At 38.6% G+C, this 12,437-nt stretch carries 11 protein-coding genes and 1 rRNA gene; 3 read left to right on the forward strand and 9 right to left on the reverse strand.

Features of this window, described 5'->3' with window-relative positions:
- Positions 1-217, reverse strand: a 16S ribosomal RNA gene (locus KW850_RS20695); the annotation flags it as partial.
- Positions 218-672: 455 nt separating this feature from the next.
- Here KW850_RS20695 and KW850_RS20700 point away from each other — a divergent pair.
- Positions 673-2,625, forward strand: a complete 1,953-nt coding sequence (locus KW850_RS20700; protein ID WP_218349660.1) for a GTP-binding protein — start codon at positions 673-675, stop codon at positions 2,623-2,625.
- 220 nt (positions 2,626-2,845) lie between these two features.
- Here the strand turns inward: KW850_RS20700 and KW850_RS20705 are convergent, their stop codons facing one another.
- From KW850_RS20705 to KW850_RS20740, 8 genes are all read right to left on the reverse strand, one after another.
- The gene (locus KW850_RS20705; protein ID WP_218349661.1) at positions 2,846-3,676 is read right to left on the reverse strand and encodes a pentapeptide repeat-containing protein; all 831 of its coding nucleotides are present in this window, start codon (positions 3,674-3,676) and stop codon (positions 2,846-2,848) included.
- 95 nt (positions 3,677-3,771) lie between these two features.
- Entirely contained in the window at positions 3,772-4,977 is a 1,206-nt protein-coding gene (locus tag KW850_RS20710; RefSeq protein WP_218349662.1) for an MFS transporter, read from the reverse strand.
- A 208-nt stretch (positions 4,978-5,185) separates the two neighbouring features.
- Positions 5,186-5,917 carry a TerC family protein gene (locus KW850_RS20715; protein WP_218349663.1) on the reverse strand — a complete coding sequence of 244 codons (732 nt, stop codon included), beginning with the start codon at positions 5,915-5,917 and terminating at the stop codon, positions 5,186-5,188.
- A 244-nt stretch (positions 5,918-6,161) separates the two neighbouring features.
- Entirely contained in the window at positions 6,162-7,193 is a 1,032-nt protein-coding gene (locus KW850_RS20720; RefSeq protein ID WP_256358368.1) for a YARHG domain-containing protein, read from the reverse strand.
- Positions 7,194-7,356: 163 nt separating this feature from the next.
- Positions 7,357-8,967: a zinc ribbon domain-containing protein gene (locus KW850_RS20725; RefSeq protein ID WP_218349665.1), complete on the reverse strand. Its 1,611-nt coding sequence runs from the start codon at positions 8,965-8,967 to the stop codon at positions 7,357-7,359.
- A gap of 13 nt (positions 8,968-8,980) precedes the next feature.
- Entirely contained in the window at positions 8,981-9,472 is a 492-nt protein-coding gene (locus KW850_RS20730; protein ID WP_218349666.1) for a zinc ribbon domain-containing protein, read from the reverse strand.
- A gap of 223 nt (positions 9,473-9,695) precedes the next feature.
- A complete protein-coding gene (locus tag KW850_RS20735; RefSeq protein ID WP_218349667.1) occupies positions 9,696-10,193 on the reverse strand; it encodes a GNAT family N-acetyltransferase in 498 nt (165 codons plus the stop codon).
- Between the two features lie 48 nt (positions 10,194-10,241).
- A complete protein-coding gene (locus KW850_RS20740) occupies positions 10,242-10,697 on the reverse strand; it encodes a GNAT family N-acetyltransferase (protein WP_218349668.1) in 456 nt (151 codons plus the stop codon).
- Between the two features lie 519 nt (positions 10,698-11,216).
- Here KW850_RS20740 and KW850_RS20745 point away from each other — a divergent pair.
- Both KW850_RS20745 and KW850_RS20750 read left to right on the forward strand, forming a co-directional pair.
- Positions 11,217-11,690, forward strand: a complete 474-nt coding sequence (locus tag KW850_RS20745) for a hypothetical protein (RefSeq protein ID WP_218349669.1) — start codon at positions 11,217-11,219, stop codon at positions 11,688-11,690.
- A 270-nt stretch (positions 11,691-11,960) separates the two neighbouring features.
- Positions 11,961-12,344, forward strand: a complete 384-nt coding sequence (locus KW850_RS20750; protein WP_218349670.1) for a VOC family protein — start codon at positions 11,961-11,963, stop codon at positions 12,342-12,344.
- Positions 12,345-12,437: the final 93 nt, after the last annotated feature.

A 12,437-nucleotide genomic window follows, 5' to 3' on the forward strand; every position in this document is an offset into this window, starting at 1 on the left:
AAACCGACTTTCAGCTTTTCCTCATGAGAGGAAAAGGATTATCCGGTATTAGCACCGGTTTCCCGGTGTTATCCCAGTCTTACAGGCAGGTTGCCCACGTGTTACTCACCCGTCCGCCGCTAACCAAAAGAGCTGCGCTCCTATTGATTCGCTCGACTTGCATGTATTAGGCACGCCGCCAGCGTTCGTCCTGAGCCAGGATCAAACTCTCCAAGAAAGTTGATTAGCTCATTTTGTTACGTTGGCTTAGTTTCTTATTTGAAACTAAAATTTATTGTTTGATTGCACGATTTTGTTTGTTTAGTTTTCAAAGAACAAGATCACTTAGTAAAGAAGCGACAAAATCTATAATATCGCTTTTCTATTAAAATATCAATTTAAAAAAATACCCTTTCCAAACGACATTTTTTTGAAAAGACCTATTTAAAAAGTGACAAAAAATAATATAGCATATTCTCTTCATCATTGTCAATAAATATTTTGTATTTTTGACTGCCTCAAAAGGGAACTCTCATATAATAACATCATTGTCCTACCAGAGACAATAGAAATTTTATCCAAATAATCATATAAAATATGCCCCCTCTTATCACTAGCATTTTCACGTTACATGGGTGACCCATTTGATATAATAGGTTAGAAATAAACTTAGTTAACATTAGAGGTGGCACCATGAAAAAAACGATAGGAATGTTTGCTCATGTTGATGCAGGAAAAACGACATTGGCAGAACAACTGCTCTACCATACGAAAACGATCAGACAAAGAGGACGTGTCGACCATCAGGATACATTCCTTGATACCCATGACATAGAAAAACAAAGAGGCATAACCGTATTTGCCGATCAAGCCATGTTTTCCTATAACGAATCCCATTATTATTTGATCGATACGCCCGGGCATGTCGATTTTTCTCCTGAAATGGAGCGAGCGATTCAAGTGATGGATTACGCAATTGTCATTATTAGTGCGGTGGAAGGAATCGAGGGACATACGGAAACCGTTTGGAGACTTTTACAAAAGCATGAGGTTCCAACCTTTTTCTTTATCAATAAAACTGATCGTGTCGGTGCCGATCCTGAAATGATCTTAGACGAAATTCGCAGCAACTTAACCACAGAAGTATTTGATATAACAGAGACTTTGTCCCATGGGCAAATGAGTGAAGAACTGATTGAATTTATTGCAGAGCGTGATGAGGCCCTTTTAGATACATACATGGAAACTGGATATCTACCACAACTTTGGTTAGAGACAATGAGCAAGCTAGTAAAAGAAAAGCAGCTCTTCCCCTGTGCAAGTGGTTCCGCTTTGCAAGAGATTGGCGTCTACAGCTTTCTTGAAAAATTAGACCTATTAACCACTACCAATTATCAATGTGACGCCCCTTTTGAAGGCCGTGTTTACAAAATTCGTTATGATGAAAAAGGAACAAGAATTACATTTATCAAGGCATTGTCTGGGACCTTAAAAGTAAGGGATGAATTAAATTATAGAGAGGAAGAAAATCTTCTCTGCGAAAAAATCACACAGATCAGACTTTATAATGGAAGTAAATTTAAAACGATCGATCAAGTAGACGCAGGCGATATTTTTGCCGTAACAGGATTATCTGCCGCTTCAGCTGGGGATGGTCTGGGGACATTAAAGGAAAAAGCCGAATACGAGATGCTTTCTGCCTTAAAATCTAAAGTAATTTTCGACCCAACAATGAATGTAAAAGAAGTGCTGCGGTATTTTAAAATGCTAGATGCCGAAGACCCAGCCTTGAATGTCACCTGGGAGGAACGCACCCAGGAAATCCATATTCATGTCATGGGGGTAATCCAACTTGAGGTTCTTAAACATATAATAAAGGAGCGCTTTCTTTTTGAGGTATCGTTTGCGGAACCAGAGATCTTATATAAAGAAACAATCGGTTCAGAAGTAATGGGGTACGGCCATTTTGAGCCCCTTGGACATTACGCGGAAGTCCATCTTAAATTAGCGCCTGGTGAGCGAAATAGTGGGATTTCTTTCGAAAGTATCTGTCATACTGATCATTTACCGGTCGGGACGCAAAATGTCATCCGGAATCACCTTTTTGAGAGGGACCATCATGGATTACTTACTGGGTCGCCCATCACCGACCTGAAGATTACCTTATTAACAGGACAAGCCCATGTCAAACATACCTCTGGCGGGGACTTTAGGGAGGCAGCTTTCCGAGCATTGCGGCAAGGTCTTGAAAAGGCAAATAACATCTTGTTGGAACCTTTTTATGAATATAAAATCAACGTCGATTTAGAACATATGGGAAAAATTCTAACCGATATTCAAAATGCACACGGCAGCTTTAACCCTCCGACAACCGTGGGAAACAAAACCCTAGTAATCGGGAAAGTACCAGTCGCTACCTTTATGAATTATGGCCCTGAGTTCGCCTCAATTACCAAAGGAAAAGGAAAACTAAATCTAGTTGTTGGAGGTTATTACCCTTGCCATAATCCAAATGAGGTTATGGAAAAAATCCAATACAATAAAGATGCTGATCCGGAATATACTTCGTCATCCATCTTCTGCTCCAAAGGACAAGGCTATTCCGTGCCGTGGAAAGAAGCAGAAAGTGAAATGCATTGTTTATAGGATTTGTTTGATTGGTTACTGGTCGTCTATAACAGCCATAGACGACCGTCCTATCCTTTTTTCCAATGGTTTCGGTCACCAATACGCGCTATTGATTCCCTTCCCACCCTTTTTTCAACGCTTTCGGTCACCAAGACCCGCTATTGATTCCCTTTACACCCTTTTTTCAACGTTTTCAGTCACCAAGACCCTCACAAACTACCATTCACCACTTCCACTATCAGTTTTCCATCCAATGCTCCGGAATTCTTAGTGCAGGCGGTATTTTAGTAGTACGGTCGCCCTTTGCTGAATTGACTTGAGCTTGAGTCAGGAACAAGCTTCCTGTCAAATTTGCTCCTCGTAAATCAGCGTCTCGCAAGTCCGCACCAATCAGGTCTGCCACGCGCAGATCGGCTTTTCTTAGATCCGCCGCTATCAATAATGCCCCTCTTAAATTAGCTCCTTTTAGGTCAGCACCTTTTAAATTTGCGCCTATATAGTCTCTCTTTTTAACGTTTTTCTTTGCTGACACTTTAGCACGGAAAAGCTCACTTGTCCGGAGAAGTAAATCATTTACGATTGCTCTATGAGCAGGAACATTTAACGCTAAAATCGATTGAGGACTTAGCGTTGTCAGTTTCTCCGTTTCGTCAAATGCAGACTGCAATTCTTTATAGATTGGCTGAGCATCTTTTAAGCTAAGAGCTTCATGTAAATAACAAAGCATCTCATGAAGTTGTTGCATTATCGGAAATACTTCAAACATTTCCTTAGCTAAAGCAGGATGGTTTCGCCAGTCCTTTCCACTATATGTAACTTGCGAAACTTTTTGACCTGCACCAAAACACTCATATCCAACACAGCCTCTAAATCCTTCTTTTCTAAGATTTTTATGAATGCCACAACGATAATCAGATTGTAAATTTCGGCAAGGAGTACCTGCTTCTTTATCAAACGCAAAATCAGCCGACTTTGTATATGGCAAAGCAATACAGCACAAACCAAAGCAATTGATACAATCTGCTCGTAAACTATTATTATTTTTATTGTCTATTAGTTGATTAGACATTCCTACCCCTCCCAATAATCAACAACACATGTTACTAAAATAACACAAAAACACCCTCTCATCCGAATAATTAGACAAAAGGGTGTTTTTAGTATTTAGGTTATCGCTTTTCTTTTAAGAGCACGGCTGCTTAAAATCTTTCCATTCCAATAGGCCATACCGCATGCAATTAATAATAAAATACCAGTGACGATAAAAACACTGTGTACAGGGAATATTCCGCCGAGTAATCCCCCTATTATTGGACCAATCATCCCACCGATTTGGTTAGCTGTTTGGTTCAAACTAAATGCCCTGCCACGGAAATCTTCAGGTGTTACCTTTACAACAAGACCATTAAGCGCTGGGAAGACGGCACAGAAAAAGATTCCAAACACAAAGCGGGTAATGGAAAATCCCCAGATTTCACTGAATAATATTTGAGAAATTGTTCCTATTCCACCGCCCAGTAACCCGATAAACAAAACGCGTTGAAAGCCGACTTTATCTGCCCATTTCCCCCAATATGGAGCAAACAAGGCGCTTGCGATTCCAGGTAACGAGAACACAATTCCCGCTAATAATGAGGCATTTTCAGACGAGCCCCCCAATTTCACGATATATAACGGAAGGACAGGTTCAATCGTCATGATGGAACAACTTGTAACAACAGTGAGGAGGAGGACGAGAAAGAATGGGCGATTCGTCAGGGCTATTTTAAAGTCATTTTTAATAGAACCCCGAACCTTACTTGGCGTAAAATTCTCCTCCACTACCCAAAAAACAATCAGGAGAGTGGCAAGAAAAACAATTATTCCCGCACTGGCAAAGGCCCAGCGATTTCCTACTAAATGTGAAATCCCCCCACCTAACAAGGGACCAAGAATACTTCCTGAAGCTGAGGCAGACGAAATAAGGGAAAGTGCATAGCCCACCTTGTTACCAGGTGTATTGGTACCAATTAAAGCGATGGCACCAGGTATGAATCCACTCAATAACCCCTGCAAGATTCGTAGAATTAATATTTGATATGGATTAGTAACAAAAGCCATTAACGTATAGATGGCAAAAAGGACAAATCCAGCGCGGATAATCATTGGTTTCCGTCCATATTTATCAGCCATCCGGCCCCAAAACGGTGAGGCAATTGCTCCTGAAAAAAATGCTGCACTAAATAACAACCCTGCCCAAAATTCTGTATGTTCATGTACACCAATTTGCAAAAGGAAAATTGGCAAAAAGGGAATCACCATGGAAAAGCTCGCCGCTGTAAAAAAGACCCCAATCCAAAGCACCCACAAATTACGTTTCCAGTTTAGCATGCTGCTCCATCTCCCAAAGCTTTATTCGCTTAGCCGTTTTTAATATGGTCTATAATAACATACTGGTAAATTATTTTCATTTCCGAAATATTCGTATACAGAAATTTTTCAACTATTATTTCAATTTTTATCTATCCAAATGTTCACTCCTCCTGTTCAAAAAGTAAAAACCATCCAAATGAATGGATGGTTTCTGTAAAAATAAACATTAAAGTGTTTTTTCATTCCCTGAACTTTTCCTGACGAAATGGACAAGGAATGTTCCTGAAAAGACAGCAATTAAGATCGAAAAGAAAACAAATTCATCTAACTGGTATCCAAATGCAGAGACAATCATTCTTATAGCGATAATGGCAATTAACACAAAGGCAGTGATTTCGACTTCTGGGACTTTTTCGATTAAAACCAAGAATAGTTGAGCTACCCCTCGCATCATTAAGATCCCAATCACACCACCAATAAATAAAACCCACTCCTGATTGGAGACACCAAAGGCCGCAATCACGCTATCTAAACTAAAAGCAATATCCATCAATTCCACAGTTAGAACCGTTCTCCAGAAACCCATTTTCTTATTTTGAACTTCATCATCGTCATCATTGTTCTTGATAAAGTTTTGAATCACAATCCAGAGTAAGTAGTGGCCACCTACAATTTTTATCCAGCCAATATTGATTAAAGTAACCCCTAACCCAATCGCTAATATCCGAAATAGATAGGCACCAAAAATCCCGTAGAATAACGCCTTTTTTTGTTGGTGCTTAGGTAAATTTTTCACTAGGATTGCTAATACGAGGGCGTTATCAGCGGATAGTAAACCTTCAAGAATAACCAGTGTCCCGATCACTCCCCAGCTCGCTGGGTTCGTAAAAACCTTTTCTAACGCATCTAGTGAAAAAAATGTACTATAGCTATTGATAATTTCATGTAGAAACTCCATTTTTCCTCCCTTTCCATCGCTTTATTTTCTTGACCTATTTCAAAATCCTTAATAGGATAAAACGATTCTATGCTTGTCCCTCAAAAATTACTGCACTACTGGTGGCCTTGTCCTAAACTTCCTCATTTAAATGTATGTAAGGGTTTAGAATAAATGAACCAAAACCATAACCAGCAAAAGCAAATAAACTGAGAATATCCAACGAATCTATAAACCTGGATATTCTCAGCTTATGTTTAGAAGATTATTTGAAATCCTTCTCTCGATCTTGGATTAACTTCACATTGTATTTCTCAACTGCATTCAACGTAGTGCCGTCATAAGATGGATCTGGAAAATACCATGATGTATTTGAAAAATAAATCCTTAAATCATCCGATTCAAAAATATATCCATGCCGGGCATAGATTTCATTTCTGGCTAAGCGTAGTTGCCGAGGAGTTAGTGGCACTAGTTCACTCATTGTTAATCTGACAAAATCACTATCTGGAAAAATATATTCACTTGAAGAATCCCGAGGTGGCTTGCTAGTTGAAGTACCAAAAACGTTTGTATGCATGACAAGTGTTAAATTATCCTTGCTTGATCCTTCTAACACAGGGATCGAATACCCACATGACCCTGAGAAATTTAGAATGTCCGATTGTGGAAGGGTGACAGGATATTCACCCACGCAATTATTACCGACGCCAATAACCCAATCAGCATGTAGTTCCTTTGATAAAGTATCGGCAATTTGATATACCTCTTTAGCCCATGTTTTTAATGGCAGCAAATTCCCTTCATCAAATAGACCAAAAATACGTGCTAAATCCCGAGACGGAATAGCCGAAGCTGATAAGAGCACACTGCCATCCTGATGGGTAACACTCCATTCTCCGACCGATAATTCCCTGCCAGAGGTGAAAATCCGTAGGTTATTTAATTTGTTGGTGTAGAAACGTATGATCGATTCTTCGCTATTTACCACCACTTCTTCCTGTTTACTTTGAGCATCTTCCTCTATTCCCGCCTCTGTCGTCTCTGTTTTATCTGTATCTTCTTTGTTTTTAGAAGCAGCTTTGGGTGTATTCTCTTTTTTTGTAGTATTTACTGGGGTTACTTTATGTGTGGTATCCAACAGATTATTTATTATGAAAAACGCCGCGAGGCCGACTATTACAATCCCTAACAATGAGAAAAAGGCTAGTTTGAATCCTTTATGATGGTTTTTATGTACAGAACGGGTCTCTCCCTCTTTAGTTAACGGTGCCTCCTCAAAAACCGGCGATTCCATGATCACTGACAGTTTCTCCCCGCAACCAGTACAAAAAAGTTCTCCCTCGGTTACATTCTTTCCACAATTTGTACAGAAATCCCCCACTGATGAACCCCCTCCTTTATCAAAGTAAATTCTATTAAAATATCCCTTGCCTACATAAGGAGACAAGGGGAACAATTTAATGATTCTTTTTCAATTTATGGATGAAAGTCCCTGCAAGGGCAAATACAAATGAAAAGATGAGACTTTTAATAAAGGTTCCAACTGGTCCAAAGCCAAGTTCCAACGACATCTCCAGCGTATTTTTTACACTCTCTCTTTCTCCACTGAGGGAAAAACCTAAATCAGTGAAAGCAGCAAGTAATGACATTAGAACAGCATAAACCACACTAAAGATGACGAGATTCTTAATCATATCTGGATTTCTTGCAATCTTGTAGCCCGCCCAAATAAATAAGGCAATCGGTATCAGTGTCGCAAGCATTAAATAAAGATCGAAATCCGTCCCGGCCAGCATATCATCAATGAATAATGCATTCCCCTCAGGTTCAACCCCTGAGAAGATTCCATAAGACAAAGACTCCTCCACTCCTGACTCAGTATGTGTAAGCGTGATGGGTGTGAAGTGTAATATATTCCATAAGTAACTGCCAAGTTGAACAGAAACGGTGGCGATTAGCATATAACTTTTGTCAATTAATTCTTCAAACGGCGTATCGGAAAAAAACGACCCTACCTCTTTTAATTCTCCTATTTTACTAGAAATGAAAGCAAATATCCCTACGGAGAAAAGAAGAATGCCGCGAATCGGAATAACGATGGCTTGATGAATGGCTTCACCTGAAGGAATCCACTCTGCTAGGAGACCTGTTGTCTTCCGGAAGGTTACAGCAAATAAACTGCCCAGACCGCTGAAAAAGAAACCAAAAATCAATGTCATCATAAAGGTTCTAAAAAAAGAATAGTCGGTACTTATCTCAAGACTCAATTCAAAATTTTTCTGGTCCGTATTGAAGTCATAGGAATACCCAGCAAAAAGAGAAAAGATTGTCATAAATAATGCATAGATAACGGCTATTCCGATTGCATTGATCAAATGGTCTTTCAGCTTTGAACTGAGTTTTCGCCTTGAGGCAATGATTCCAGCTACAAATAATCCGATGAATGGAATAAGAAGATAGATGATGAAACCATTCTTTGCCTCAGCTTCAACCGTTGCTTGTTCAGCGTCTCCGCTAATTGCACCATCCACAGCAACTGTAATGACAGGGTTTTGGAGGATGGAAGCCATTACGATGTCAGATATACCATACATTTTATCAAGCCTAGGCAGATCTGCACTCCGTTCAAATGGAACCTCATCCATCAATCCATCCATATCCATTTCGTCCAGACTATCCCCTACTAAACTGTTAAAAACCTTTTCCGAAGTTTTCATTACGGAAAATGATAATCCAAAAACAATAAGGATGGCAATTAGTGCTGGCAATAGGGCATTTTTAAAATATGTAAACCGAAAGCCCGGCAGATTTTTGGGAAGAACTCCCGCCCGATTTTTCAATTCCTTAGGCGAGGAAAAGCCTTTGTCATGGCTGTACTGAAGGTTACTTGACCCACATTCCGTACAATAGTTATAACCATGTGTTGTTTTTCCCCCACAATGGGAACAAAAGGATGCTTTATATTCCTTCAATCGAAATTTCACAGGAGTTCGTTTCAACCAGGTTCCGTCATTTATACAATAATTGGCAGTAGCAAGATTCACCGTCCCACAATTTTTACAAAACATCTGTCAGCCCCCTTTACAAAACCAGACGGCTTCCACAACAAGCGCAGAAACTGGCTTGTGCCGGGACGTGTTCTTCACAAGTTGAGCAAGCGATTGTATCCAAAGACTCCGTGCTACTAGCCAGATGTTCTTGTCGTTGGCCACATGAGCCACAAAATTTATCATTTGCAGTAATTGGACTGCCGCAATTAGAGCAGCCCCGTGCATGCTCTTTCTTATTTATTTGTTCCAATCCCTTTTGGGCTTGAAATATACGTTGGTCCAGTTCAGCAATCTTCACAAAGAATTGTCCCAATTCTGGATTTTCCAATTTTCCTGACCGAATTCTTTGGTAGGTTTCTTCTCCTAGGTGAAGAAGCAGTTCAGCCCGTTTTTCAGAATGTTCCTGAATAAGTTTTTTTAATTGGCTTACTTCCTGAACTGTTTGGAGTTTCTGCTTTCCTTGCTGAAGCGAATCCTGAAGGAGATTCAATCCGCCTCCAAGTTTTGTTTGCAAATCACTCACCAACAAATCCCTCCTATTATACTTTTTCAATGCAAATAAAACCGGAAAACCAGAACCATGAAACTAAATTCAGATATGGGACTTACTGCTTATCTACATAAATTTTATTTAGAAAGCAGTAGTTTTATGTCATAAATTTAGGTACGTCCATTGATGAGAGATGACAGATGTGAATTTTTTCGGAGAAAAAACAAAAAACGATCCAGCTTTCGAATCGTTTTCTTTAATCAAATTTGTGAATTGTTTTACACATGTTGTACCAAGTGACTCCACCATGTTTGGAACTTGAAACACCCTTATTATGGTAGCCGAACTTTTCATAGAAGCGAATTAAATCCTTTTTACATGTAAGCGTAATCGTTTCTCGTTTGTTTGTTCTTGCTTCTTTTTCAAGATGTGCAAGTAACGCCGCTGCCACACCGTGTTTCTGAAAAAGGGGCGACACCGCTAAACCTAAAATACTTTGATGACCGCCAATATCTTGATTTTTCTTGGTCAAACTAAATAAATCATCGGTTATGTACGCTGTATCAATCACAGGACCATTAACTAATCCTACGATTTCACCATCTGCCTCCGCAACAAAAAAACTATCTGAAATCAACTCAATCCGTTTTTCAAATGCATGTTCCGTAGCTGCCTCTTCTCTTGAAAAACAAAGATTCTCTATGACCACCAGTTGAGATAAATCATCTATTTTTACGTTTCTTATCTTTATCATCCTATCATTCCTCCTACTATCCAAATTATTTATTAGGTCAATGAAAGTTTATGATTTTAGCTTGATATGATGGGTAGAATTTGGATTACGGCTACTTTTTGAAAATCCAAGTGAGGTATAAAACAAATCGGCGTCATTAGTATCTGTATGGAGTACTACCTCTTTAAACACTCTTCTTGAATCAAAAAGGATCTTATTTATTAAGAACCTGCCCACCCCTTTTCTACGATACTCCTTTAACACGTAAAACCTTCTTAGACGGCCTATTTCAGGTTCATGAGAATAAGGATCAATATTAATTCCTCCAATTGCAATTAATAGACCTTTTTCATTGAAAACACCATATAAGCCCTCACCTCTTTTTTGAAAGGTGTTGGTACCACTTTTATAATCATTAACTAACTTATCAATAAAATGAAAACCATCTTCTTTGCTTTCGTTCAAGATATAAGATACATCAATCGTAGAAAGGTTTGTTATTCTCTTTATACTAAATTCCAGCATAAAATCCTCCGATCATTTGGGCGATAATAAATGGCCGCATCGTTTATCTTCACAATATAAATGAATGGCTCTATCTACTATTATATCTTCCTCTATTATCAAAACCAGCAAAAAAATGCAAAAAAAACCAGGTGGGTCACCTGATAACGCTCAAGAATCCTAACTATCCATTCCTTCCCTTTTCCCTTTAGATAATGCTCTCCGATCACTTGCTTTTGGCGGCTCCTCTAACCATCCATTTTCAATCATTTATTAAAACAAATTGACATGGAATCGAACATATATTGAGTCCATAAACTTGAGATTTCCGGAGCAGTTAGTAGAATACGGTTTTGTTCCATATCACTCGTCCTTTACATAATATGTATATATTTTTCTTAATTATTTACAAATTTATTATGGTAAAATAATTATCCGCCTGAACATTTGCGTAAATTTAACTTATTTGCCGGATTGTCCTTTACGGGCACGTCTATCTTACATACACTAAAACAATTAATCCGTTTGGAGTGAAAAAAAATGTCCTCTAACTTAATTACAAATGTAAGAACAGCCCTGGCATACACCGTACAAGCCATTCGCTATGCTGATAATGCCTTAATGCTCTTCCTGGAAATGTCTGATTTTCCTCTACCGCCGAATCCAATTAAAATTCAATTCTACCAAGATGTTGTCGATCATCTCACTGAAGCCTATCTTGCCATTAAAGATTTACCTTTTGATACGTATTTTCCGAGTGACCCCGTTATTACCATTGCCCCAATCGTGGCCCAAAGCCAAGATAACCAACACCTTATTATTCTTTCCGACAATCGGATCAGTTTAGCCTTAGATAGAACGGAAGATACCATTAATTCTATTGACCAAGCCATTTTATTAAGCAGTAAAAATGAAAGACTTAATGGACAGTTGTTTTTCATTAAGCTAAGTTTAGAAGCAGCCCGTGATGCCCTGGTATCAGGTTTAAATGAACCTGACTTTATCGTAGGTTAAAAGCCGCTAGATTTAGCGGCTCTTTTTTAGGTTCGAGCATGGTAAAGAGTTTGGTAGTCTTTTATTAAAAAATAAAGCGCCTCTGCAAATGGCAGTACCGCTCGCGTCAGTTTTATTTAAAGCGAGACTATTGCAGGTTTTTACGCAAAAAAAAACCGCCGATTAACGGATTTTCAGAATTCAAATTTACCTTTTTATCTAAAGATTATTAGAGGAGATGTGGCTAATATTGTTGAATTCATAAATAAAATAGAGAAAGGTGGAAAAATAATGAAATCAATAGAATCTCCAATTAAAAGCAAAGTCAACAATGTTTTCATCCATGTTAAGGACCTTAAAAGATCAGCTGAATGGTATCATAACCTTCTTGGAATACCATGTAATCTAAATAAAATTGAGTCGCCTGTATATAATATTCCGGTAACAAGCGAAACAGGGTTAACGTTAGATGACCATACATTTGACTTAGATTTCAAGTTCAAACCTTCCAATCATGTATTATTCAATTTCTACTCAAAAGATATTGATGCAGCATACGAATACATAAAGGCTAGCAATATAACAATTGTCAAAGAAATAGAACGTATAGGCGAGTTTGCATATTTTAACTTTCATGACTTAGACGGCAATGTTTTAATGATTTGTAATAGCTAATAAAACGCCGTGTACGATTCAGACCAGTGAAAGTAGGTAAAAATAGATTTTTCTTCCATTTTTCTAACTAATAATGAATAGGCGAACAGTGCC

Source organism: Bacillus sp. sid0103 (genome assembly GCF_019219025.1).

Coding starts and splice junctions, on each gene's coding strand:
- KW850_RS20700 (WP_218349660.1), top strand. CDS start 673: ATGAAAAAAACGATAGGAATGTTTGCTCATGTTGATGCAGGAAAAACG.
- KW850_RS20705 (WP_218349661.1), bottom strand. CDS start 3,676: ATGTCTAATCAACTAATAGACAATAAAAATAATAATAGTTTACGAGCA.
- KW850_RS20710 (WP_218349662.1), bottom strand. CDS start 4,977: ATGCTAAACTGGAAACGTAATTTGTGGGTGCTTTGGATTGGGGTCTTT.
- KW850_RS20715 (WP_218349663.1), bottom strand. CDS start 5,917: ATGGAGTTTCTACATGAAATTATCAATAGCTATAGTACATTTTTTTCA.
- KW850_RS20720 (WP_256358368.1), bottom strand. CDS start 7,193: ATGGAATCGCCGGTTTTTGAGGAGGCACCGTTAACTAAAGAGGGAGAG.
- KW850_RS20725 (WP_218349665.1), bottom strand. CDS start 8,967: ATGTTTTGTAAAAATTGTGGGACGGTGAATCTTGCTACTGCCAATTAT.
- KW850_RS20735 (WP_218349667.1), bottom strand. CDS start 10,193: ATGATAAAGATAAGAAACGTAAAAATAGATGATTTATCTCAACTGGTG.
- KW850_RS20740 (WP_218349668.1), bottom strand. CDS start 10,697: ATGCTGGAATTTAGTATAAAGAGAATAACAAACCTTTCTACGATTGAT.
- KW850_RS20745 (WP_218349669.1), top strand. CDS start 11,217: ATGTCCTCTAACTTAATTACAAATGTAAGAACAGCCCTGGCATACACC.
- KW850_RS20750 (WP_218349670.1), top strand. CDS start 11,961: ATGAAATCAATAGAATCTCCAATTAAAAGCAAAGTCAACAATGTTTTC.